The organism is Novosphingobium sp. BL-S-19, assembly GCF_055521675.1.
In genome coordinates, this window is sequence record NZ_CM145498.1 from 1,500,642 (window position 1) to 1,523,070 (window position 22,429).

The window sequence follows — 22,429 nt, forward strand, 5'->3', positions numbered from 1 at the left end:
GAGGTAAAAGATGTCAGAAATCAGAGGAAGCTGCCTCTGTGGCGGCGTCAAATACGCCATCAACGGGCCGATCTTGGGGTCAGCCAACTGGCAGGACGACGATCCCGGTTTGCCCCAGTTCGCGCAGATGCCTGGCCAAGCAGGCTGCCGTTAGAGATTTCGAAGGCCCAAAGCCGTTCCTGCTCAATTCATCCCAGCCAATTCGCTAAGGCGAAGTTGCTCTTGCGCGGCCTTCACCTTGCGGGCTTCTTCAAGTCTCTGAGCACGGTCAGCCAGTTCTGTCCATGCGGAAGCCGCGCTCAGGCAGCGACCTCGTACTTGCGGCAAGCTTGCTGCATCGGCCGCAATCATCTGGAATTCGGCTTGTTCACGATAGAATGTTAGCGATGACATCTCGAATACTCCCGGCATTGATGGCTAAAATCGGCGGGCCTTGGAAAGGGCCCGCCGGTCATGCTGGATCAGGCCGACTGGAGGTTCACTGCCGAGGTCTTGCCGCGAGGATCCGTTTCGAGTTCGTAAGAAACACGCTGGTCCTTGGTGAGGGTGCTCATCCCTGCACGTTCAACGGCGCTGATGTGAACAAAAGCGTCGCCGCTGCCATCTTCTGGAGCGATGAAGCCATAGCCCTTGTCGGCGTTGAAGAACTTGACGGTGCCGGTAATCATCTGGGAATCCTTTGCCCAATACAGGTATGACGGGCATGCGCCAACGTTGGCGCATCCCGGCTTCGTGAGGCTAGTAAGGGACAAAGGGGAGCCTTGGCGGCCCGATATCCGTCGCAGGCGACGTGTCAGCCCATCCCTTCTACGCGCATGAGAGAAAATTAGATAGGTATATTCGAGATATCTTTACGACTTTGATCCAAAATATCGCATCGATATGATGCGCAAAACCATAAATCCCGTTCAAACATACGTCTAATCACAGGCGATCAATTTCAATGAGATCAACTGCGATGAGGGTTCCAAAAACTCGGCATCCCGCATTTTGACGCAGATAAACGCGACCCAACACTCGATGGTCGATCAGCTTGCTCGCTTAAAGCTTGAAAGAGCGCGCCCCACTCGGTCCAGGCCATCGGCTGACCCAATCGCAAGATCGAGCGGACGGCCGCCCAACGTGCTGCACGGGGTGTTGAGATAGGCAATAGCCGCGTCTCGCCCACCGAGAGTTTCGAACGCGAGCTTCGTCACCTGACCTTGCCGCCTCGCCGCATCAGGTGCCAGCTTTGTACTATCCGACCAACGCGCTTTCGGCCTCGCCGGTGGGGCAGGCTTGTCTTGGTTGTCCACTTTCGGTGTCCTTATTGATAGGGCCGCATCCGGTGCGCGGCGAACTTCCAGAGCAGAGAGGTGATCTGGATTTGACCGATTTCAGAAGCGATGGCTGTTTCAAGCATTGTTTGCCCAAGATCGGGGCCGGGGCTGAAAAGAAAATTCCGCGCAGCTAAGCGACCGCCAAGCAATGCGAAGGCAAGGCCGACTATCTCACTGCGTCGCTGCAAAGATCGATCGGCTCTAGACCTATGACTCCAAAGCCGCCCGCATGGAGCCACCCCAGTCGGCCGGGAACGAAGGCACGCAGAGGAATTTGGCGGTGGCCAATTCATGACCAGCGCGGATATGTCGGGACACCCATGTCATGACGCAGCCGCGCGATCCGCGTCTCGTAATGTCTTACCAGATCAAAACGCGACCCACGGTGCTCATCACTTTTGTCGCGCATAGCGTAGTCGATGAGTGCAACCTGATGATGAAAAAGTAGCTGATTAAGATCCATGCGGCCTCTCCTTTTGCGGGAGCGCGCTCGGTCTCTCAGTCGTCGACGTGCTAAAATTGTCGACAATAAAATTCTTATACGCGATTTTCAGTGATTCAGCGAGCGTATTCCGGAAATCGGGGAAAATATTAAAATTTCGCTCAGCCGTTGAAAAATCGATTTTTACGTGTATATGAACATCGCTGCGTCGTATTTGGCGAGCGCTCACCTGCATATTATGCGGGCTTTTCCTCAAGCATTAGCTTGCCTTTCATGATCGCCGTTTTGCGCATGCATGACGGCCGGCGCGCTCGTATTCGGGACATCATGGATTGGCCAAGGAAGAATTGCTGACGATGGAAGGTTACATCGAGGAAATCCTCCCCGATGGACGTTTCGCAGTCATGCTCGACAATGAGCACAAGATTATCGCCTACACGGCAGGCAAGATGCGAAAATACCGCATCCGGTCAGTGGTCGGCGACCGTGTGCATGTCGAGATGACGCCTTACGATCTGACCAAAGGTCGGATCGTATTTCGCGAGAGAACGCCCGGACAGGCCGGAGGGCCGCCCAAGCGGCGCGGCGGTTTCAGAAGATAAAAGGCGGAACAAATTCCGCACCGTAGGATACCATGCAAATCATCACCTCGGGCGCGCAGAAGCGTCCTGAAAATGCCACATACCATCAGCTCATAGGGCGCGACATTTTGGCCCAAAAATCGTCCGGCCTTCTTAGCCGAGACAACCTTCGGCGCTTAGTTGCCACCATGGTCGACTGATCTCGTCCTCTTGACCCTGGTCCGGTTTTAACGCGGGCCAGAACAAGGGATCAGGCACTTCATCGGTCGGTCTTAACCCCGGCCGATGCAGCAAATTCGGTCGAGGTCATCGCCCTGGAATGTGTGTGGTCAACTCGGATCAGGAGGCGGGCTGGTTGTGGCGGCTTACGGGGAGGGGAAGCCGACTATTGAGTGCCTGAAACGAGGCGCTCGCGACCGGGGGTTTTGTAAATGGGCAGTTGGGCCCCCTCAGAAACGGCGATGCTCCCGACCGTCGATCAGGTCACAAGTGCCACGGAATGCGTAAGGCGCCATCCCCTGGACGCTGATCTGGCCGCTGCGGCGGTCAATCGTCACCGACGGTTTGTTTAGGCCATTCAGCCGGTATTTTGCGCGGATGATGTCAGGCCCCATTTCTACATCATAGAGATCCCACCAGCCGTCATTGCCTCGACTGTTGATTGGCGGAACCAGCTTCTTGGGTAGCCGGATGCGACCGCCGCCTTCCCAGAACTGAAGCATCAAAGAGGCATCGAACTGCTGTCCCGTCATCTCGGTGCGATTACCATAATCGTACCGGTCGGTCTGCGCGTTCCAAGACCAGCCATACGTGGTGGATACTCCGGCCCTCTGGCCGTCACCGAAACATACCAAGCCAAGGTCGACGTAGCGGTTGTTCACCTGATAGCGGTCACGATCCTCAACGAAACTTGGCGACTGGCGCTGTCCGCCCGATGATGCGCCATAACCGATGTCAGGATGATAGCCATGATCAAGATCATCATGGCGTGCGTCGGAACCGGCGCGCCGAGCGCTTTGTCCGCAATCGCCAGGCAACGTCTCGGCGATCGAATCATAGCGACCGTTCATCGTCGCCACCGTGACGCACTGACGCGTTTCGGGATTCCACCATGTCGTATAGCTTCGATCGTCGCCTTTCTCACCCTTCACGAATTGGTAGCCGTGTGCCTTCATTTGCGTTTCACCGCCTGCGGCCCGCGCCCCAATAAGATCGGCCAGCCCGGACGGCGGCTGCGCGAGGGCGATTTGCGCTGCCAGCGCCGACGCAAATCCGGCGATTGCGGTCATGCACACTTTGATCGCGTGGCTCTCCATATCCAATCAATCAGATCGGTTTGATCTCAAAAGAATGTTTATCCGACCTGTACCGTAACTCAACTTTGCGGGGGGCGACCGCAGCTACAAAGCCGACCGTCAGCTTGAAATCGCCGAAAAGGATGCTGCACGTTTTGACTTAGGCGATCGCTGTTGATCTGGCTCCTCGTCAGGACGAGGAGCCAGTCGCTCAGATTTCCGTACCTTCTGCCAGGGCAAGGGCGTCCTCCACATCAACGCCGAGATAGCGCACAGTGTTTTCGATCTTCGTGTGTCCAAGAAGGATCTGAACCGCCCGCAGGTTACCCGTCGCCTTGTAGATGATCGACGCCTTCGTACGTCGCAGCGAGTGCGTACCATATTCTTCGCGGCGAAGGCCGATGCGGGTCACCCACTCGTCGACAAGGCGAGCATATTGCCGTGTGCTCAGATGGGCGGCGTGATCTATGCGGCTTGGAAACGCGAAATCGTCAAGAGTGCCGCCTCGACGATCCAGCCAAAACTCAAGGCTGCCGCGAGCATCGGCGGTCAGTTCGAACTGGACCGGTCGTCCCGTTTTCTGTTGGATTACGATAGCCCGTGTTCGGATTTGTCCGCCCACGACGAGCTCGCCGATCTTGATTTTAACCACATCGCAGCCTCGCAATTTACTGTCGATCGCGAGATCGAACAACGCGCGGTCCGAACGCGTCCGTGCTGATCCAAGAAGAAGCGGATCGCCCAAACCTGTTTGGGCTTCAGCGGCCGTTTTGCGCCAAGCTTACGTCCAGCATTCCACGCCTTGCGCGCTTCCGCGCGGGGATCATATTCAGACATTCCCATCGATTTTCTCCTGTGGCCGGTGGTGGCCGAAGGGAAAACTATCGAGGAGTACCTTTCGTTGGCCGCTTCCAGTTTGTGTGGTTCTGACAGGCACCAACAAGATAGCTGCCATCTGAGTTGAGCCTGCTTCCCGAGGATGACCGGACGCTCGAGGCCATCGCCGCCGATCTCGGCGAAGTCCACGGCCTGCTCCGCACCAGGGCGGCGGATAACGGCGCAATCGACGGCGACTATTGAAATCAGCGCAGCCATTGGTGCCATGGACCAGTCCACGCAGCAGAATACGGCCATGGTCGAAGAAACCTCGGCCGCTGCGCGCAATCTTTCCAGCGAGATTTCCATGCTCTCCGAGCATGCAACTGACTTCAAGATCGGCGCCGGCTCTGCTGGCTTCCGTCCGCAGGTTGTCGGCGCTTGCAGCGTCGTCTCGTCGGTCAGGGCCGCCTCTACGGGCTGTCGCGTCGCGGGTTTCGGCTCAGGACGATGGTTACTGGACCGACTTCTGACGAATTGCATCCGTCCGGGGGGCTGATTACGGCCTTCCGGGCGGAACGATCTTCCTAGCGTTAGCTCAGGACCTGCAGCAATAGCGGCGAAATGCCCTCGAGGTGCCATTTTACGGCGATGATCGCTACAGCCGCCGCAGTGGAGTTCACCATGATCCGCCAGACCGCGGGGGCAGGATCTCTCGACGAAACCGACAATTCCAGGAGTGCTGCCAGCAGGCAGAATGTCAGGATCTGGTAGCGTGTCTCCACCATCTGTAAGGTGAAGCGGCCGATCGCGCCGCACGCCGCAAAGAGGAGGGGGCAGCCCAGCGTCAGTGCTGACCGTGTCGAATTGTGCATCGCAGCATTCTTGCAAAAGACGGCTGAAACACAAGGCGATGTCGCCGATCCGGCGTGGTCATGCGACTGTCGGAGGCGATATGACCGGGAAAGTCAGGGCCGGCGGCGGGCCCAGGGGTAAGATTAAGCCGGCCGCCGTTGCTGGGTCGGGTCGCACGCCCCAGCCCCTTTCTCTTCGCTGAAGTTGGCCCTCCACCTTCACCGAAGAATGTCACCATGGACCCCCTGGCAGTTTGGGCAATGAGCCAAAGGGATTAGCCGAGGTTATTGCGGGCCGAGATCGCGCTGGCGTGTGGAGCAGGATACGGGCATGGTTGTGTCATGAACCTGTGCAGTCCCATTGATGAGAGGCTGCCGGTCTGGACAGCGCTCAGTCAGCTTTTCCTCGATACCGAGCTTTCGCTAGGCGACATCGTTCGGGTTGCCGACCTTCTGGCCCGTGCGCCCTACGAAATCCCAGAGCTTGAGCGCATCCTTGTCGAAGAGGTCTTGCCGGCCTTTGCGCCCAATCTGATTGCTCCTGCCGGCGAATGGACGAGCTGGAGCGAAAGCGAAGTGCGTTCGATCATGGAGAAGGCGGAGCGCCGGGGCTATCTCGGGAGGCGGCTGGCGGACTTGACTGCGCTGCCCGTGAAGAGAGCTGTCCTCATGGAATGGAGCCGTGTCCTGCCATTACTGGAGCGTAGCCGCGCTCAGGCCGCCCAGGCCGGCAGTGTCGGCAAGAGGAAAGTGCCCGGGAGGCTGGAAATGCCGGAGGAAGTGGAAGCGTTCGCGGCGACGAGGCGTAAGGACGATCCGATCTGATCGAGGATTGATTTGGCGCCTCCCGCATGGGAGGGACCGCGCTCTATGCCCCGCGTCGGATGGGCTGACCGCCCTTAATCCCACGCGGAGGGCACCGAGGCCCCATGAGACTTTGCCATGGGATCTCGCCTATCTCGAACAGGGCTGGGCCGATGCCGTTATCCTCCCTCCCGGCGTACGCATTTCCATGCGTGGGAGCATGATCGCCAAGTGCAAGGGCGGGCGTGCCCGGCGCGAGGGCTTGGTGCCGCGTTGGATGGCCTTCCCGCCATCCAACTACACGGCGCGCTGCGGGGTCGGCACGGTCGCGGCCCATGCAATGGCTTTCGCCGCTCTTGAACGCGAAGGCCCGGCAGAGAACGAGAGCGAGGCGGAAGACGAGACCGGAGCCGAAGGCGAAGCGGTAGGCGGGCCCGAAATCGAGGGCGGCACCGAAACTGGGCCCGAAACCGAGGCTGCGGAGTCAGGCAAACAAGCCAGCGATGTTGCCGGGTTCGGGGCGCCTGAGGCGGATTCAGGTGAGGTGGAGGCGACGGACGGCAAATCGCCGGAACCTTCCGCCTCTGGTCTATTCCTTACTGAGGGTGCTGAAATTTCTGCGGCGGGGCCGCGCCCTGAAAGGCGCTACCCCGCCGCTAACACTAAGAGTTCGTTGCCTGCCGCTGGCCGACCCGGCCCGCTTCGCGAACATGATAACGATACTATGAGGGGCAGGGCCATCACCGAACTACATTCCATCGAAAAGCTCGTCACCCGGTTCTCGCCGGAGCCGGTCTGCGACGACCGCATCACCCAGACGCTTGGCCTTTCGCCGCTTGAAAACGCCGACCATGCGGCGCGCGAGCTGGCAGGTTCGAACGGCTTCGAACGCAGGAAAGCCACATGCAGTCTGTGCGGAGAAATTCGCCTCGTCACAAAGCGTCATTGAAGCGCCGTCACAGGACCGCTCTTCACGATGGATAGCGTTTTGGGGCGTGTCTCAGGCTAAATCTCAAGCCCAAACTCACGCGAGGCCGGGGCCATTCCCCAGAGCGTCCCGGTGCCAGCGCGTCTTGCTCGCCCGGCGGATTGCCGCACGGCAATTCCTGCACCTTCCGACGTAGCAAAGGCCGTCCCAGAAGACCTTTCCGGCCTCGGGGCGATGCCGGTCGAACCGGCAGCGCAGGCTTCTCAGAAAAATCGATATCATATTAGGATGCTCCTTCGATATGCGCCGTGTCCCGCGCGGCTTATCGAGAGCATTCCCCCTGAACGGTTCCTGTCGAAATCGGCAGAATTCTGCGGCCGATACACTGTCGTCTCCTGCGACATCTATTGCAGGCGGCGTCACATGGCGCAGGGTCGCTCCACGCCTGCCGGATTTGGCGTCAGTGCCGCTTGGGTCCACTTGCTTCGTCTGCAGCTGCCTTCACCGAAACGGCCCAAGCTCTGAGGTAACGTCCGCCCGCATGGTATTCTTCGCCGGCCTTAAGTTGAACCGTCGCCGCATGGCCGAGCGACTGGGACACTTTGGTCGCGGTGCTGACGCCTTTTTCCTCGAGCGGCCCGGCGATGGCGGCAGCGGCTGCCTCGCGGCTTGGCTCCCCCCTTTTTGTCCGGGTCGCAACCAAACGGAAGGACCATCTCGCCCCGAGGCGGTCCTTTTAGACGGCAAGCACCGTGAGTGGCTGATCGCCCGCGTTGCTAGGGCATTACGCCGTCTGGTAGCGTGGCGAATGCCCGCCGTTGGAAGAAGGCCCGCTGTGCCGAATAGTGCAGAGCTTGCGGGCTCCCTGCCAAAGTTCTGCGGCTCGTCCGCTTCTGACATCCGATGCCTTGCGGTGGGCCATCACCAATGCTTCGGCGGCGTCCTCCGCATCGAAGTCGAGGCGCAACGCGCCCGCATTCCCGTCCCCCGGAAACTTCAGCGTGTAGATGTTCATTCAGGCTCCTCCATCGCGCCGGTCGTTTGAACGCCCTTGCTGCGATGGGGGTCCCTAGCGTTGTGCTGGGTCAATTTCGAGACAATCGCCCATGTGATCGCGGTCGATTACGCCCGTGGCGTTCGGTTGGTTAACCATTTCCCATGCCCGGACAGAGAACTCTGACTACGCCGAGAAACGGCAGTAATTCGGCATTTCGGCGTGTTGGACAGTCCCGGAAAGGAACGAAGCGAAAGCGCAGATTGACCCTTTGGGATAGTCTGTGAGACCCTTTGGATGATGGGATATCGGGGAGAGTTAACCATGCCGACAGGCAGGGTCGCATTCATCAATGAATTAAAGGGTTACGGTTTCATAAGTCCCGATGACGGCGGGGCAGACTGCTTCGTCCGCGTCGAGTCGGTGGCGGCAGCCGGTCTGGAGAGTCTGAGGCTCAACCAGCGCATCGGTTATGCCGTGCTGGTTGCACGAAACGGGAAGATTTCTGCGGTCGATCTCCACCAGCCCTAGCTAAAGTTGGGGCTGCCAAACGCTTGTTCCCAAGGTTCGCCGATCGTAAGCTGCGATTGCCGCAACGATGAGGCAGAGCGCGCTGAAAAGGTAGAGTTGCCGCGTGTGGGCTATGGGGCCCAGGTATCCGCGAAGACCCGAGCGAAGTTTTCGCCAAGTACTTTTTCGATTGTCCGGGATTTGTAGCCTTTCGCGGCCATGGCATTGGCAATCACTGCGTAGCGATCCGGCCGATTTAGTCCCGTGACGAAAGGAGGCGGCCCTTCGCCGGGAGCCGAGACACCCGCCTTCTTGCGCCGTTCGATGTCGGCGTTCCATTGCGTCATACTCTCCGGCGATGTGTCGAACGGCGTCAGCAGTCCATCCGTTCCGATCCCGACATGATCCTCGCCGCAGACCCGCAACGCATGGTCGAGGTGCGCCAGATAGGCGTCGAGATCGGGTTGGTTCGGGTAGGGAACCAGGAAGCTCAACTCGTAGATCCCGACGATACCACCCTTTCTGGCGAGCGCGCGCAGCAGCTTGTCGGACTTGTTTCTGGGATGCTCGTAGACGGCGGCACAGCCCGCATGTGTGACCAGAACCGGCCGTGTGGATGCGGCGATAGCGGCGAGGCTGGTTGGCTCGTCGCAGTGGCTGATGTCGACCGAAACCCCAAGCCTGTTCATGCGGCGGACCGCTTCGCTTCCAAGCGGCGTGAGGCCGATAGACTTCTTTGCCAGAACGCCGGAGCCGAAAGGTGTTTCGCGGTTGTAGGTGAGGCCCATGACGAGCACTCCGGCCTTTCGGAAATGGTCGATATTGTCGAGCTTGCCCTCTAGCATCTCGCCCGCCTCGAAGGAAAAGACGATCCCGATTTTGCCGCTTCGCTTGGCTGCGATGAGATCGGCAGGCGTGAAAACGCGTTCGAAGACGGCCGGGTTCATGGCGATGGCCTTGGCAATGTCGGCGATTTCCACGTCGGTTTCTGCCTTGCTGCGATTCCCGCTGCCTCCGAGCGTCATCTTGAAAGCGGTGAGGCCGGATGACCGAACGATCGCGGCCGTCTCGCTGTCGAGGGGCGCCGAAGAATCGATGGGAGGCACCAGGTTGCCGTCGATCACGAGCCCAGCGGAAGGCGTTTGCGCAGTGGTGGTGATCGCTGCCATTGCCGCCCGGTGCCCCAGGGCCATCGCCGAAACGGCTGCACCAGTCAGCCCCAGAACTTGACGTCGATCCATTCCACTCTCCCCATTTACGGGGCGGAGGTGAAGTGGATTGACCGGCCCGGCAATTGCGGTTCGACGGGCGACATTACAGATCGACGGAAAGGACTTTGAGCGGCAGTCGCTTATTCGCCTCGGGCCTGCTCACGGCAACTGTCGGCGTCCAGGTGGGCGCCTCAGCCCGGCAAAAGCTGCTCCCTCCGGCACCATTGCCGGAATAACTTCGCGGCCCGTCCGGATCAGAGGGAGTGAAGAAAGACTGTCATCTTTAGGTGTGCCCTATATAAAATCGTTAAAAGCCTGTCTGGATTCGGTTCGCTTGCCTGCGAACTTGCTCTTTGGCCTGCGTCAGGTCGGTGTATCTGAACTTGCCAACCAGAAAATATTCGACAGAAATGCGCTTAATTTGGGGGAAGCCGGGGACGATGATTTCGTTCACAAGGTGACCTCCTTCGTTTTCCCAATTTTCATGTTCTTCCCGGTCCAAGCGTCCCGTTTCGGCCGTATGGACCGAACCGGATAAGGGGACCAGAGTAGATAAGGCTTCGGTAATCAGCGCCAGCTTGTCCGCGATCATCTCAAGCGCAAGGATGTGTCTTTCGCTGGTCGTACCGAAATGGCGATTTAAATTGGCCTGTTCCAAAATCATCTCCCTTCAAAGATGTCAATTCATCAATTTTGGCATTGCCTCAATTGATAATCGATCAATGTATTTTAATCGGCTTGTCATCTATCCCATGTCTCTTCCTGTAGGTTCGAATCTTGCTTGCGTAATATTCCGCCAATTTTGCGTAAGCGGCCTGCCGCCTTGGCGGAGACGGTCGCCTGCTGTTGATGAGTGCGATCCGGTAGAGATAATTTATATGATCAATGTTCATATCGGTCACCAATCATCAAATAAAGAAATTTCCCAAAGAATTGGCAGTTGTGTTTCATTCGGCAAATATTCTTGCGCCTTGGCTGAGATTTTTTACGACGTTTACTGCTGTAAGGCACTCCATTTCGGTGCGAAATCCATAACCTCCGGCTATCAATGCGCCAGTGCTTGCGTGAAGTTGCCACTGCCAATCACCACCCGCGAGCCGCGTCGAGGTTAACATGACGTTTTGGGCCCGAAATATCTGGAAATGCGCAGATTCTGGCGGCGCAAGAGGAATTACGAAGGAACCACCTTCGTTTTCCCACGCTTGGCAGGGGGCCCAGTCTACCTCGGTTTGTTTTGCTGCAGGCGCGCCCAATGGCGCGCCGTTTTGACCTCCGCGGGCAAGTGCTGATTTGGAATTTATCGCGCGCCGCGCTGCAATTTGTTGTTTAATATTCCCGAGGAAAAGGTCGCAATAATTGCCTGTCGTTGCATGGTCCTGTTCGTGGGCCCCAAGTTCATGTCCCGACCCAAAGCAGGCATTTAGCTGCTCAAATATTATGGGATCATCATCGGCGAGATGGCTGATCAGCGCCTGGAGGATGCGTTCATGAGCGAGCACTCGTCGCTCAAGTATGGTAACCTCTCGAGGCGTGGTATTCGCACCGTGCCAACCTAAGTCGGATGGCGCGTTTTCTGCCGAACTGGGGGCGCCCGGAAGCCATCGAGCCTCTTCCGCTGCCGAGGGGAACGCGGAGAAGCAGCGTCTTCGTTTGAAAGATTTATGTGACATTGGCTTCACCGCTTGAGCGGGAGCATTCAACTCTCAGTCGTCCTGTGCTCAAAATTGGGGAGGCGATGAATTTCACATGGTGATGTTCTCATGATTTTCAAGACAAGAAGCAGGCCGTTGCATCGACTGTTGAAAAATAAAATGAAAATAATCTGTAAGAATGTGATTCATGATAATGTTTTTTAACAAAATACAGCAAAATCAACGAAATTTAAATTTAATTTGACAAACTTAGTTGTGACGTTATTGTTGATTTTACCGACCTAAATATATTTAGCGTTTGTCGGCTGAGAGACCATCGTGCTCCCGCTCATGGGAGAAAATTCATGGACCTCAACCAGCTCCTGTTTCGACACCAGATCGCTCTTATGCGCTTGGCCGAAGCAACAGGTCAGTCGCGCAGAGATCGGTTGATTGACGATGTCCGCGATTGCCGACAACAAATCGAAGCCAAGCGGCGGTTTCTGGGCGTTTCCCAGTATCCTGCATGGATTCGTCTCCTTGTGGGGATTGAGCCATGACACGCGCGATGAATCTCCATCTCCCCGAGGCTTATGTGCAACGGCAGTGCATGAAGTCAGGGATCTCCATAAGCGCAATTGAGCCTTTGCCTTCAGGCGGAACTCACTTGGTTTGCACGACCATGGAGGGCGCTATCGCGTTTCGATCAAAGTTTGCTGAATATGTCATTCAGGGGGCAGTTGGTCGATTCCGCTTCTATCGCCGACCTAGTCCGGGCTGAGACAGCGTACCTCCTCAGGCAAGTGAGAGAACAATAATGACCCTCCGAAATGTCATCTTGGAAGACCGCAGCGATTTGGGTTATCGATATGGCGCGCATGGTGGCGATAGCGACCGCGCGGCATTGGCCTGCGAGCAACATGCGCCTTGCGAAAACGCGTATTTCGACGTCTACTGTGCTGAATGGGTGAGCTTCACTTCAGTGCATTCCGGCGGCGGAGATTGGCATTGGCGCCTGATTTCTGCAGGACGGGTCCTTCTGGATTGCGGCGGTTACAAGAGCCGCGCCGCGTGTACTCAGGCGGTGGAGACATTGCGAAGAGAGGTATTGACTGCGGAGTTTCCGCAATGACGAGCGCCTTGGTGCTGCCAAACCAGATGGATCGCGATGCGGCAATCCGCCTTTCTGAATGCGCCGGATTGTTGTGGTCTGTTGAATTAGTCCGCGGAGGACACCGGGATGCTAACGCATATGTCCAGGCATTTGCGCATCACCGAATAATGGTTCTCGAAAGCATGGCTCAGCTCATGGAGGCAAGGCAGAGCCAAGCTCGGGCACTCTTTGCCAACGACGTGAAGTATCTTGAAGAGCGGCGAGCTGTTGATGTCGCACTTACATATGCAGCCCGCTGGTGTCGAGTCCATCAGAAGCAATGATTTTATTCCAAATCTCGTCATATCGTCATCATCACCGGCATGGATTCATGGCTCAAACTGGTAACTAATATCAAGAGGTCATAGGGGCTGGTCGTTGAAGGCCGGTTTATTTCCAGTCGATGCTGCGCTTTTAGCCTGAGAAAGCCCTACAGGGCCAAACACCGCCAATTTGAACACCATGGCTCTGAAGGCCACCTTGTTATCCTCAATCGGCCAGATTGCGGACACTTCTGCCCATCGGCGCCTTACACTGAGCCAACCTTTCACGAATGCGTGAAATTGCGCCTGGCTCTCGCTGATTGCGAACTGGCAGACTTCGGACTGCTAGCTGCCTCTTATCAACAATAATGGATTGAGATCAGCCTGGTCGCTTCCACGACGTCTTGAGGAGGCGGAACGCCGATTCAACCGACGATCATATTCAGGACATGCCTGCTCTGGTGTGTCACCAAAGTTTTTTTGGCATCACTCCTGGCCCCTTATAATATCTGGGCTGCGTGCCTATCTAACATTCATCGCGGATGGATTCTCTGTAGGCACCCGCGACTGAGAGACCAATTGCGCTCCCGCTTACGACGTGGAGCGATTATTTGGACCTCAATCGGCCGACTTTCAGCACCAGCTTGCATCGACGTGATCAGACACTTGGATCGGTGCTGCAGTGCGGCCGAGATACCTGCAATCCGCTCAAAACCGGGGAAACCTGATCGAAAACTACCAGCTCAGGCTAGGTGCAGCCGCCGCGTGCAGTTGGACTGCACTGCGAGCCGCATCGCTTCTCCCCCCGCGCCCACTACAGGCGTCTCATCCGATCTCAAAGGATCAATAAATGGCAAAGAGCCAAAAAAAGAGCGGCAGGGAAATCCGCAAGCCCAAGAAGCCTGCTCCCCCTAAGCCGAACGCATCGAACCCGTCCGCAAAGGGCCCAATTTCGCTTCTGCCTGAAAAGCGATCTTAGACTCTATGGCCACTCTCACCGGGAGATCGGCGCCCGAGGATTTGTGCGCGTCTTCGGCTGAGAGTTTCAACAAGCTGCTGTTTGCCGTGAGGAGCACCTCAATGCTTTGCCTATTACTGTATCCTATCACAATTTGGAGACTGCCACGATGAGCCGAGCTATGAATCTGACCCTCGGCGAAGCCGAAGTAGTGGCTCTTTGCGAGAAATTTGCCGTTACCATCAGCGTCACTGAACCCCTTCCAGCCGGAGGGACGCACTTGGTGTGCGTTCGGGAGGAAGGCGCCGAACTGATGCGTGTAAAGTTGAAGAGCCACCTCGTGAAGGGGCCTGTGAGGCGATTTCCCTTCCATCGGGCCAGAGGGCCCTGGTAATTCAATACGGAGTTCTATGCGATCTGAGTGCTCCACGGCGACATTGGGCGGATATCGACCGTTCGCTGACGCCGAAGGCTCACTCCCGTTCGACGGGGCGGCCCAGAACTTTCGTGGAAACAGGTCAGGGAATTCGAAAGGGAAGTGGCGAAATGTCGAGCGCTAGGTTCTGATAAATTCGCCTTCGTGGCGTCTATCAACACAACATTCAGAATTTTAAGGAAATTCTTCGTGTGCGACGTGATGCATACAGCCTCCGGTCACCATGGAGACGTGGTACGCATTCGAGTTTGGTCTCTAAGTCTTTCAATCTCTTTGGAAAGCCATCCGAAGCCAGCCTTGGTTCAGCTTTATTGGCCAACACTTCGGCCAACAATAGCGCTAAATTGGCGCTTTTTAGCGGTTCAAAAAGGGCGGATTTCTGCGGTTCTTTGCGAAGTTGGTCGGGGAGACAGATCCGGCCGACTCAGATCATGCTATTGAATCTGCATTACATTTTTCCAGCCCATGCAAATTGGCCAACAAATCCGGCCAACATCCATTGGGCTGCAATGGGACCTTTTGGGACGAGAGTTCCAAAAAGTCGACAAACTGGCTCGTGTGAGCGGTGGGTCGAGGTGCCTGTGGATAAGTTATCGTGTCGTTGGCACGAGTACGCAGTCCGCCATTTGTCGATTCGCTCATTGGAATGGCTGGGTCTGGCCGTAAGGAGACCGGCAGGTGTCGGGCGATGCAGAGAGGATAGCCGCCTTTACCGCCCGCAAAATGGCGGACGGCGCTGCTGGCCAACTCAGGCCATTTAATTAGCTCAGCTTATCGCGACATGCATATTTAGCTGTCTAATCGCAAAGACCGCGCCGCGCTAATCTCCGCCTGGAAGCAGGAGGACGGCCATGGTGCGTTTCAGATCATTACTACCGACCCTCGCGGTAACCGCGGCGATGCTGGCATCGCCCGTGTTTGGTGCCGAGAGGGAGCAGAAACCCCTCGTCATCGTAGAGCAAGGAAGTTTTGCAGCCGGCGGGACGGTCCAGAAGACGCCCGGCACTTATACCAATAATGCTCCAACCTCCCAAGGCCAGAGCCTGCATGGCGATCATCTCTACGCCTTTTACCAAGTACCGGAGAAGCCGCGCCGCTTACCAATAGTGATGCTTCACGGTGCCTATCAGTCTGGGCGTAGCTGGGAAACGACACCGGATGGGCGCGAGGGCTTCCAGACCCTGTTCTTGCGCCGGCAATTCACGACCTACATCGTCGACCAGCCCCGACGTGGCCGCGCGGGCAACAGCACCGTTGCCGCGACGATTGATCCCGCACCCAACGACCAGCTGTTCTTCGACCAGTTCCGACTTGGCGCGTGGCCGGACTTTTTCGATGGCGTACAGTTCGATCGCGATCCCGAGGCGCTGGATCAGTTCTTCCGGTCGGTAACGCCGAACACCGGTCCTTATGATGCCAGCGTCATCTCCTCGGCGATGACCGCCTTGCTCGAACGGACCGGCCCCGCAATCCTGTTCACGCACTCGCAGGGCGGCGAACCCGGTTGGCTGACAGCCATCCGCAGCCCCAACGTCAAGGCCGTAGTCGCGTTCGAGCCGGGTAGTGGCTTCGTGTTCCCCAAAGGTGAGGCACCGGCAGACATGCCGAGTGCCGCTGGCACACTCAAGGCTGTCGAAATCGCACCGAGTGACTTCGCTAGGCTCACTCGGCTTCCGATCGCCATTTACTACGGTGACAATATCCCGACTGAACCGACGCCAGAACGCGGCAAGGACAACTGGCGCGTTCGGCTGGCCATGGCCAAGCTCTGGGTTGCTGCGGTCAACCGCCATGGGGGCGATGCCAGGCTGGTTCATCTCCCCGAGATCGGCATTCGCGGGAACACCCATTTCATGATGTCCGACCTCAACAACGTCGCCATCGCCGATCAGGTCTCTCGTTTCCTCGCCGAGAAGCACCTCGACTGAGCAGGAATGCCCGAAATGCCCGAAATGCCCGACCATCTTTCACATCGCAGCCGGCGCGAGTTCCTTGGAACTTCCGCGCTGTTCCTCGCAACCGCACTGACAGGAGTGCCCACCATGAGCGAAGCCGCCACGCCGCCCACGGCAAAGCCGCTGGACTACCGCGATAATCCCTTCACGCTGGTCTATGACGGTGCGCTCACGAAGAACGAGCCTGGCAAGGTCCATATCCATCCCTCCAGCTACAAGCTGCACGGGCTCGACATTGTTGCCAACGTCTACACGCCTGCGGGATACGATCCGGCGCGGTCTTATGCGGCGATCGTGGTCGCTCACCCCAACGGAGGGGTGAAGGAACAGACCGCCGGCTTATATGCCCAGCATCTGGCCGAGCGCGGGTTCATCGCCATCGCTATGGATGCGGCCTATCAGGGCGGCAGCGGCGGTGCCCCGCGTAGCGTCGACAAGCCTACGCACCGCATCGAGGACATCCACGGTGCTGCGGACTTCATCTCCGGCTTCCCGGGCGTCGATGCCGAACGCCTCGGGCTCTACGGCATCTGCGGTGGGGGCGGGTATTCGCTGGCGGCGGCCAAGACGGACAAGCGTTTCAAGGCGGTCGCCACCCTGAGCATGTTCAACTCGGGCCGCGTGCGCCGCAATGGCTTCCATGACACCCAGATCGCCACGATTCAGGAGCGTCTCACGCAGGCTTCGGCTGCACGCGCGCAGGAGGCGAGAGGGGGCGCCGTGCTCTATTCGGGCGATGCGGACTTGACCGATGCTCAGATCGCGGCGCTGCCCTTCGATCTTTATCGCCAGGGCTACCACTATTACTGGCGCACCAATGCCCATCCGGGTTCGACCTTCAAATACACCACGAGCAGCCTGATGGACCTGATGCGCTGGGATGCGACCGACGAGATCGGGTTGATCGACGTGCCGCTGCTGATGATGGCGGGCCGCGAGGCAGATACCCTTTACATGACCGAGGACGCCTTCCCGAAGGCAACCGGCACCAGCGACAAGGAATTCTTCAAGATCCCCGGCGCGCGGCACATCGAGACCTATTGGGTGCCCGAATACGTCGAGATCGCGCTCGGCAAGCTGGTGCCGTTCTTTTCACGCACGTTGGGCGCCTGAAGGGTCGCGGTCGGCAGCCCGCATTCCTGCCTAGGGCACCGTCATTTTCGAGAAGGATAGGATTACCGCTATGAAGACGATCACGCGCAGCCTCATCCTCGTTTCAGGTACAATGCTGGGCTCAGGAATGCCGGGTCTGGTCCAGGCTCAGACACCCGCAGCGAACACCGCCAGCGCGCCGTCGCGCGCGCAGCAGCTGATGGGAGACATCGACCCCAAGCTGGCGGAGCTGACGGACGAGGTCCTGCTCGGTGACGTGTGGGAACGGCCGGGCTTGGCCAAGCGAGACCGCAGCCTGATCACTGTCGCCGCGCTGATCGCGCTCAACCGCCCCGAACAGCTACGATCGCACATGCAGCTTGCGCGAACAAACGGGGTCACCGAGACCGAAATCGTGGAGGCAATCACCCAGCTTGCCTTCTATTCGGGCTGGCCCAACGCGATCACCGCCGTCGGCGTCGCCCGCGAGGTGTTCCATCCCAAGAGCGAGGCTGAGTGATGCGCGGACTGAGCAAGGCGGCGATGACGATCGGCGCGGCATGTTTGCCGATCCCTGCCGTGGCAGGTGACGACCACAGCACGGCACCGGGCGTCTCGGTGATCCGGGAAGGCTCCACCGAGAAATCCACCGGCGCGGCCGCCAACTTCACCGGGACCGCGCAAGTCGAGGGCCGCTTCCAGCGCGAGGCGCCGGCGCGTGTCGGTGGCGGGACTGTAACTTTCGCTCCCGGCGCGCATACCGCATGGCACACGCATCCGCTTGGCCAGACCCTCGTGGTCACGCGCGGTCACGGATTCGTACAGCAATGGGGGCAGCCGGCTGAGCGCTTCGGACCGGGCGACGTCGTCTGGATCGGCCCTGGCATCAAGCATTGGCACGGCGCAGGGCCCGACGAAGCAATGACCCACGTGGCGCTGGCGGAGAGCAGCAATGGCCAGTCCGTGGCGTGGGAGGAACTTGTCAGCGATGCGCAATACGCGGACGCGGTCGGCCATCAACCGCGATAACGCAAGGTCTCCACGAACATCGCGAAGGCCGGAGATGCATGCCGACGGCTGGGATAGTAGAGGTGGTAGCCCGGGAAAGGGCCGCACCAGTCGTCCATTACCCGGATCAGCTGGCCAGTTTCGATATATGGTAGCACTTGATCTTCCGGGAGATAGGTGAGGCCCAGCCCATCCAGGGCCGAGTTCAATCGCAGGCTGAAATTGTTGAAGACCAGCTGCCCTTCGATCCGGACGTTGACCTCATGGCCGTCCTTGTCGAGATCCCATGGGAAGATGCCGCCATAGGTAGGCAGCCGAATGCCGATGCAGTTGTGACCGGTCAGATCTTGCGGCGAACGTGGCACGGGATAGCGGGTAAAATAGTCGGGCGAGCCGACGACAGCCATGCGCAAGTCTGGCCCGATGCGCACCGCGATCATGTCCTTGGCCACCTGATCGCCCAGGCGCACACCTGCATCATAGCCTTGGGCGACAATATCGATCAGGCCATGATCGACGACGATCTCAACGCTAACGTCTGGATTGTCGGGCAGGAGCTTACGCAGAGCTGGTTGCAGGACGGAAATAGCCGCATGCTCTCCGGCGTTGATGCGGATCTTGCCCGAAGGCTTGTCGCGCAGCAGACTGAGCGAGGCCAGTTCCTGTGCGATCTCCTCAAAACGTGGCGCCACCGTGTCGAACAGGCGATGCCCTGCCTCGGTTGGTGAGACGCTGCGGGTCGTCCGGGTCAGCAGACGCAGGCCCAGTCGTTCCTCGAGACCCCTAATCGTCTGGCTGAGCGCCGACTGCGAAACACCCAGCTGAGCCGCCGCGCGAGTGAAGCTCCGCTCACGAGCCACCATCACGAAGGCCGCTAGCTCGTTGTAGTTCTCGCCCGCCATTGATTAGATCACCTTATAGCGACATGCTGATTATGGCGTCTAATCGCATTCAGGTGCGCGGGCTATATCCAATCCGACAATTCCCTCCGCTGTCTGTGACCACGATCGTTGCACCGGACAAAGTTTCGCACACGAGACCCTTGGGCGCCGCGCGCGCCGCTTGAACAAAGGACACCGCCATGAACACTCGCGAACTCGGCCGTACTGGCCTCGAAGTTTCGGAAATCGGCTTTGGCTGCATGGGGCTCAGCTTCGGCTACGGGCCGCCGATGGAGCGCAGCGCGGCGGTAGCGTTGATCCGCAATGCCCATGAGCTAGGTGTGACCTTCTTCGACACGGCGGAAGCCTATGGCCCCGGTTTGAATGAAGAAGTGGTAGGCGAAGCTCTCGAGCCAATCCGCGACGAGGTGGTAATCGCCACCAAGTTTGGATTCGTGAACGGCGTACCGGCGCAGGGCCTCGACAGCCGCCCTGAGCGTATCCGCCAGGTTGCCGACGAAGCGCTGACGCGCCTGCGCACCGATCGCATCGACCTGTTTTATCAGCACCGCGTCGATCCCAACGTGCCGATCGAGGACGTGGCAGGCACCGTCAAAGATCTGATCGCAGAGGGCAAGGTCAAGCATTTCGGGATGTCCGAAGCCGGCATCGATGCGATCCGCCGTGCTCATGCCGTGCAGCCGGTCGCCGCGCTGCAGAGCGAATATTCGATGTTCTGGCGTGAGCCGGAGAACGCACTCCTTCCGGTTCTCGATGAACTCGGTATCGGCTTCGTCCCCTTCGCGCCGCTGGGCAAAGGCTTCCTGACGGGCAAGATGAGCGCCGATACGGTGTTCGCCAAGGATGATTTCCGCAGCACGGTTCCTCGCTTCCAGATCGATGCGCTCAATGCCAACCAGGCTCTCGTCGATCTGGTGATGACCCTCGCGGCCGAGAAGAACGCAACCCCTGCACAGGTCGCGCTGGCCTGGCTGCTGGCACAGAGCCCCTCGATCGTGCCGATCCCCGGCACAACCAAGCTGCACCGGCTTGAAGAAAACCTCGGCGCTGTGGCGGTCGAACTGACCGAGCCGGACCTGGCCCGTATTCGCATGGCACTGACTGCCATCGAACTGGTGGGCGAGCGCTATTCCGCTGCCAACCAGAGCCTCGTCAATCGCTGATCTGAACCGAAGGATCTCCCATGTCCCAGTCCGTTCCCACCGTCACCCTGAACAACGGCGTCGCAATGCCAAGCCTCGGCTTCGGCGTCTTCCAGGTTCCCGACCCGGCAGAATGCGAACGCAGCGTGCAAGACGCCATCGATGTTGGCTACCGCCTGCTCGATACCGCCACCTCCTACGGAAACGAGGAAGCCGTCGGCCATGCGATCCGCAAACACGGCATTGACCGCAGCGAGTTGTTCGTCACGACCAAGCTGTGGATCGAGGACCCCAGCTATGACGGCGCGAAGGCGGCCTTCGAGCGATCGCTCAACAAGCTGCAGCTCGACTATCTCGACCTCTGGCTGATCCATCAGCCTTACGGTGACGTGTATGGCGCATGGCGGGCGATGCAGGAGCTCCATCGCGATGGCCGCATCCGGGCCATCGGCGTGAGCAACTTCTATCCCGACCGCCTTCTGGATTTCGTGCTGCACAACGAGATCGCGCCTGCCGTCAACCAGATCGAGATCCATCCCTTCCACCAGCAGGACGATGCTCAAGCCCTGCTCGAGGAATACAAGGTTCAGGCGGAAGCTTGGGGGCCTTTTGCCGAAGGCAAGAACGGGCTCTTCAGCAACGAATTGCTCGCCTCAATTGGCGCCAAGCACGGCAAGAGCGTCGCCCAGGTCGTCCTGCGCTGGCTGAACCAGCGCGGTATCGTCGCGATCCCCAAGTCGGTTCGCAAGGAGCGCATGGCCGAGAATTTCGCGATCTTCGACTTTGCCCTGGACGACGAGGACATCGCCGCGATCGCCACGCTCGACCAGAAGGCCAGCAGCTTCTTCGACCATCGCGATCCGGCGATGGTGAAATGGCTCGGCACCCGCAAGCTCTGATCGAGAGGCAAAACCATGTCAGATGAAGCAGCATCAGGGCATGTCAGTCGGCGCGGCCTGCTGGGCCTGGCCAGTACGGGCGTCGCTGTCGCAGCACTCGGAACGGGCATAGGCGGTGCGAGCAGCGCCACCGCAGCGACGCCAACAGGCAAGGCGGTCCAGGTTGGCGATCGTCGCAAACTGGGTTCACTTGAGGTCTCAGCCGTCGGTCTCGGTGTCCAGAATATGCACCGGACCTATCAGACGACCATTCCAAACCGGGCGGAGATGAGCCGCATCATACGCGCGGCTTATGAGCGCGGCATCACCCTGTTCGACACAGCGGAGGCTTACGGCCCGTTCGAGGACGAACGCATCCTCGGCGAGGCCGTGCAGCCCTTCCGCAAGGATGTGGTGATCACCTCCAAGTTCGGGTGGAATATCGATCCCGACGGCAAGCGCGTTACGGGTGACCCGCTCAACAGCCGACCCGATCACATCAAACGGGCGGTGGAAGGGTCGCTCAAGCGGCTTCGCACCGACTATCTCGATCTCGTGTATCAGCACCGCGTCGACCCTGCGGTGCCGATCGAGGACGTCGCCGGTGCGGTCGGCGACCTCATGCGTCAGGGTAAGGTCCGCCACTGGGGCCTGAGTGAAATGGGGCTCGGCACGCTGCGTCGCGCCCACGCCGCGCTGCCGGTGAGCGCTGTTCAGAACGAATATTCGATGCTGTGGCGCGGCCCCGAGGCCGAGGTGCTGCCCCTGTGCGAACAGCTCGGCATCGGTTTCGTATGCTGGAGCCCGCTAGGGGTCGGTTTCCTGAATGGCGCGATCGATGCGCAGACCCGGTTCGCCCCGGGCGACATCAGGGGCGGTGAAGGGCGGTTCACCCCTGAGAATGTGCCCCAGAACCTCGCTCTGGTCGAACTCGTGAAGCGGTGGGCGGCCCGAAAAAACGCGGCGCCCGGTCAGATCGCGCTTGCCTGGCTCCTCGCGCAGCGCCCGTGGATCGTGCCGATCCCGGGCACGACCCAGATGGCGCACATGACCGAGAACAGCGCCGCAGCACAGGTGCGCTTCTCGCCGGAGGAGATCGTGGAGCTGAACGCGGCAGTGCGCGCCATCGAGGTGCAGGGCGCTCGGCTTCCCCCGCAAGTCCTGTCCTTCTCTGGCGTCGAGGCGCCAAGCCGAGGGTCATAGGCACCGAGGAGGCTCGGACCGATCGGTCCGTTTGAACGTCGAGAATTCAAAAGG

General features: G+C 58.9%; 27 protein-coding genes and 1 pseudogene. 16 read left to right on the forward strand and 12 right to left on the reverse strand.

Annotated features, from left to right (window positions below; genetic code table 11):
- Positions 1 to 183: 183 nt before the first annotated feature.
- The 4 genes from ACZ1JV_RS15330 to ACZ1JV_RS15345 all read right to left on the reverse strand — a co-directional run bounded on the left by ACZ1JV_RS15330 (position 184) and on the right by ACZ1JV_RS15345 (position 1,782).
- Entirely contained in the window at positions 184 to 393 is a 210-nt protein-coding gene (locus tag ACZ1JV_RS15330; RefSeq protein ID WP_465152216.1) for a hypothetical protein, read from the reverse strand.
- Positions 394 to 461: 68 nt separating this feature from the next.
- On the reverse strand, positions 462 to 668 hold the full coding sequence (locus tag ACZ1JV_RS15335; RefSeq protein WP_465139686.1) for a cold-shock protein: 207 nt from the start codon (positions 666 to 668) through the stop codon (positions 462 to 464).
- A gap of 360 nt (positions 669 to 1,028) precedes the next feature.
- Positions 1,029 to 1,295, reverse strand: coding sequence for an antitoxin Xre/MbcA/ParS toxin-binding domain-containing protein (locus tag ACZ1JV_RS15340; RefSeq protein ID WP_465152217.1), 267 nt, complete (start codon positions 1,293 to 1,295; stop codon positions 1,029 to 1,031).
- A gap of 313 nt (positions 1,296 to 1,608) precedes the next feature.
- Positions 1,609 to 1,782, reverse strand: a complete 174-nt coding sequence (locus ACZ1JV_RS15345) for a hypothetical protein (RefSeq protein WP_465152218.1) — start codon at positions 1,780 to 1,782, stop codon at positions 1,609 to 1,611.
- Positions 1,783 to 2,093: 311 nt separating this feature from the next.
- Here ACZ1JV_RS15345 and infA point away from each other — a divergent pair, with 311 nt between their 5' ends.
- Together infA and ACZ1JV_RS15355 are read left to right on the forward strand one after the other, a co-directional pair.
- Positions 2,094 to 2,363 carry a translation initiation factor IF-1 gene (gene infA, locus ACZ1JV_RS15350; protein WP_465152219.1) on the forward strand — a complete coding sequence of 90 codons (270 nt, stop codon included), beginning with the start codon at positions 2,094 to 2,096 and terminating at the stop codon, positions 2,361 to 2,363.
- 32 nt (positions 2,364 to 2,395) lie between these two features.
- Positions 2,396 to 2,542 (forward strand): hypothetical protein, encoded by a 147-nt coding sequence (locus ACZ1JV_RS15355; RefSeq protein ID WP_465152220.1) that lies wholly within the window; start codon positions 2,396 to 2,398, stop codon positions 2,540 to 2,542.
- Between the two features lie 249 nt (positions 2,543 to 2,791).
- Here ACZ1JV_RS15355 and ACZ1JV_RS15360 read toward each other — a convergent pair whose 3' ends face one another.
- Together ACZ1JV_RS15360 and ACZ1JV_RS15365 are read right to left on the reverse strand one after the other, a co-directional pair.
- Positions 2,792 to 3,631, reverse strand: a complete 840-nt coding sequence (locus tag ACZ1JV_RS15360) for a hypothetical protein (RefSeq protein ID WP_465152221.1) — start codon at positions 3,629 to 3,631, stop codon at positions 2,792 to 2,794.
- Positions 3,632 to 3,848: 217 nt separating this feature from the next.
- A pseudogene (locus ACZ1JV_RS15365) lies at positions 3,849 to 4,480 on the reverse strand (tyrosine-type recombinase/integrase).
- A 289-nt stretch (positions 4,481 to 4,769) separates the two neighbouring features.
- Between ACZ1JV_RS15365 and ACZ1JV_RS15370 the strand changes: the two are divergent.
- Entirely contained in the window at positions 4,770 to 5,012 is a 243-nt protein-coding gene (locus ACZ1JV_RS15370; protein WP_465152662.1) for a hypothetical protein, read from the forward strand.
- 34 nt (positions 5,013 to 5,046) lie between these two features.
- On the opposite strand, the gene ACZ1JV_RS15375 is transcribed toward ACZ1JV_RS15370, so the two are convergent.
- A complete protein-coding gene (locus ACZ1JV_RS15375; RefSeq protein WP_465152222.1) occupies positions 5,047 to 5,328 on the reverse strand; it encodes a hypothetical protein in 282 nt (93 codons plus the stop codon).
- 267 nt (positions 5,329 to 5,595) lie between these two features.
- Between ACZ1JV_RS15375 and ACZ1JV_RS15380 the strand changes: the two genes are divergently transcribed.
- Both ACZ1JV_RS15380 and ACZ1JV_RS15385 read left to right on the forward strand, forming a co-directional pair.
- Entirely contained in the window at positions 5,596 to 6,132 is a 537-nt protein-coding gene (locus ACZ1JV_RS15380) for a DUF7079 family protein (RefSeq protein WP_465152223.1), read from the forward strand.
- A gap of 112 nt (positions 6,133 to 6,244) precedes the next feature.
- Positions 6,245 to 7,060 carry a hypothetical protein gene (locus tag ACZ1JV_RS15385; RefSeq protein WP_465152224.1) on the forward strand — a complete coding sequence of 272 codons (816 nt, stop codon included), beginning with the start codon at positions 6,245 to 6,247 and terminating at the stop codon, positions 7,058 to 7,060.
- A 763-nt stretch (positions 7,061 to 7,823) separates the two neighbouring features.
- On the opposite strand, the gene ACZ1JV_RS15390 is transcribed toward ACZ1JV_RS15385, so the two are convergent.
- On the reverse strand, positions 7,824 to 8,054 hold the full coding sequence (locus ACZ1JV_RS15390) for a hypothetical protein (protein ID WP_465152225.1): 231 nt from the start codon (positions 8,052 to 8,054) through the stop codon (positions 7,824 to 7,826).
- A gap of 303 nt (positions 8,055 to 8,357) precedes the next feature.
- On the opposite strand from ACZ1JV_RS15390, the gene ACZ1JV_RS15395 reads away from it, so the two are divergent.
- Positions 8,358 to 8,564 carry a cold-shock protein gene (locus tag ACZ1JV_RS15395; RefSeq protein ID WP_465152226.1) on the forward strand — a complete coding sequence of 69 codons (207 nt, stop codon included), beginning with the start codon at positions 8,358 to 8,360 and terminating at the stop codon, positions 8,562 to 8,564.
- 110 nt (positions 8,565 to 8,674) lie between these two features.
- Here ACZ1JV_RS15395 and ACZ1JV_RS15400 read toward each other — a convergent pair whose 3' ends face one another.
- The 3 genes from ACZ1JV_RS15400 to ACZ1JV_RS15410 form a co-directional block, all read right to left on the reverse strand.
- Positions 8,675 to 9,784, reverse strand: coding sequence for a dipeptidase (locus ACZ1JV_RS15400; RefSeq protein WP_465152227.1), 1,110 nt, complete (start codon positions 9,782 to 9,784; stop codon positions 8,675 to 8,677).
- A gap of 277 nt (positions 9,785 to 10,061) precedes the next feature.
- Positions 10,062 to 10,412 (reverse strand): hypothetical protein, encoded by a 351-nt coding sequence (locus ACZ1JV_RS15405; protein WP_465152228.1) that lies wholly within the window; start codon positions 10,410 to 10,412, stop codon positions 10,062 to 10,064.
- 289 nt (positions 10,413 to 10,701) lie between these two features.
- Positions 10,702 to 11,253: a hypothetical protein gene (locus ACZ1JV_RS15410; protein ID WP_465152229.1), complete on the reverse strand. Its 552-nt coding sequence runs from the start codon at positions 11,251 to 11,253 to the stop codon at positions 10,702 to 10,704.
- Positions 11,254 to 11,750: 497 nt separating this feature from the next.
- Between ACZ1JV_RS15410 and ACZ1JV_RS15415 the strand changes: the two genes are divergently transcribed.
- From ACZ1JV_RS15415 to ACZ1JV_RS15445, 7 genes are all read left to right on the forward strand, one after another.
- Entirely contained in the window at positions 11,751 to 11,945 is a 195-nt protein-coding gene (locus tag ACZ1JV_RS15415; RefSeq protein ID WP_465152230.1) for a hypothetical protein, read from the forward strand.
- A 257-nt stretch (positions 11,946 to 12,202) separates the two neighbouring features.
- Positions 12,203 to 12,517, forward strand: coding sequence for a YegP family protein (locus ACZ1JV_RS15420; RefSeq protein ID WP_465152231.1), 315 nt, complete (start codon positions 12,203 to 12,205; stop codon positions 12,515 to 12,517).
- A complete protein-coding gene (locus ACZ1JV_RS15425; RefSeq protein ID WP_465152232.1) occupies positions 12,514 to 12,822 on the forward strand; it encodes a P-loop NTPase family protein in 309 nt (102 codons plus the stop codon). The genes ACZ1JV_RS15420 and ACZ1JV_RS15425 overlap by 4 nt, the downstream gene beginning before the upstream one ends.
- A 2,224-nt stretch (positions 12,823 to 15,046) precedes the next feature.
- Entirely contained in the window at positions 15,047 to 16,123 is a 1,077-nt protein-coding gene (locus tag ACZ1JV_RS15430) for an alpha/beta hydrolase (RefSeq protein ID WP_465152233.1), read from the forward strand.
- A 114-nt stretch (positions 16,124 to 16,237) separates the two neighbouring features.
- Positions 16,238 to 17,263: an alpha/beta hydrolase gene (locus ACZ1JV_RS15435; RefSeq protein WP_465152234.1), complete on the forward strand. Its 1,026-nt coding sequence runs from the start codon at positions 16,238 to 16,240 to the stop codon at positions 17,261 to 17,263.
- A gap of 70 nt (positions 17,264 to 17,333) precedes the next feature.
- Positions 17,334 to 17,762 carry a carboxymuconolactone decarboxylase family protein gene (locus tag ACZ1JV_RS15440; protein ID WP_465152235.1) on the forward strand — a complete coding sequence of 143 codons (429 nt, stop codon included), beginning with the start codon at positions 17,334 to 17,336 and terminating at the stop codon, positions 17,760 to 17,762.
- Positions 17,762 to 18,271 (forward strand): (R)-mandelonitrile lyase, encoded by a 510-nt coding sequence (locus ACZ1JV_RS15445; protein ID WP_465152236.1) that lies wholly within the window; start codon positions 17,762 to 17,764, stop codon positions 18,269 to 18,271. The genes ACZ1JV_RS15440 and ACZ1JV_RS15445 overlap by 1 nt, the downstream gene beginning before the upstream one ends.
- Here the strand turns inward: ACZ1JV_RS15445 and ACZ1JV_RS15450 are convergent.
- Positions 18,259 to 19,152, reverse strand: a complete 894-nt coding sequence (locus ACZ1JV_RS15450; protein WP_465152237.1) for a LysR family transcriptional regulator — start codon at positions 19,150 to 19,152, stop codon at positions 18,259 to 18,261. The genes ACZ1JV_RS15445 and ACZ1JV_RS15450 overlap by 13 nt on opposite strands.
- A 179-nt stretch (positions 19,153 to 19,331) precedes the next feature.
- Here ACZ1JV_RS15450 and ACZ1JV_RS15455 point away from each other — a divergent pair, with 179 nt between their 5' ends.
- Genes ACZ1JV_RS15455 through ACZ1JV_RS15465 form a run of 3 tightly spaced genes read left to right on the forward strand, consistent with a single transcriptional unit; the run spans position 19,332 to position 22,375 of the window.
- A complete protein-coding gene (locus tag ACZ1JV_RS15455) occupies positions 19,332 to 20,315 on the forward strand; it encodes an aldo/keto reductase (RefSeq protein WP_465152238.1) in 984 nt (327 codons plus the stop codon).
- Positions 20,316 to 20,335: 20 nt separating this feature from the next.
- The gene (locus ACZ1JV_RS15460; protein ID WP_465152239.1) at positions 20,336 to 21,193 is read left to right on the forward strand and encodes an aldo/keto reductase; all 858 of its coding nucleotides are present in this window, start codon (positions 20,336 to 20,338) and stop codon (positions 21,191 to 21,193) included.
- A gap of 15 nt (positions 21,194 to 21,208) precedes the next feature.
- The gene (locus tag ACZ1JV_RS15465) at positions 21,209 to 22,375 is read left to right on the forward strand and encodes an aldo/keto reductase (RefSeq protein ID WP_465152240.1); all 1,167 of its coding nucleotides are present in this window, start codon (positions 21,209 to 21,211) and stop codon (positions 22,373 to 22,375) included.
- The last annotated feature ends 54 nt before the right edge of the window (positions 22,376 to 22,429 follow it).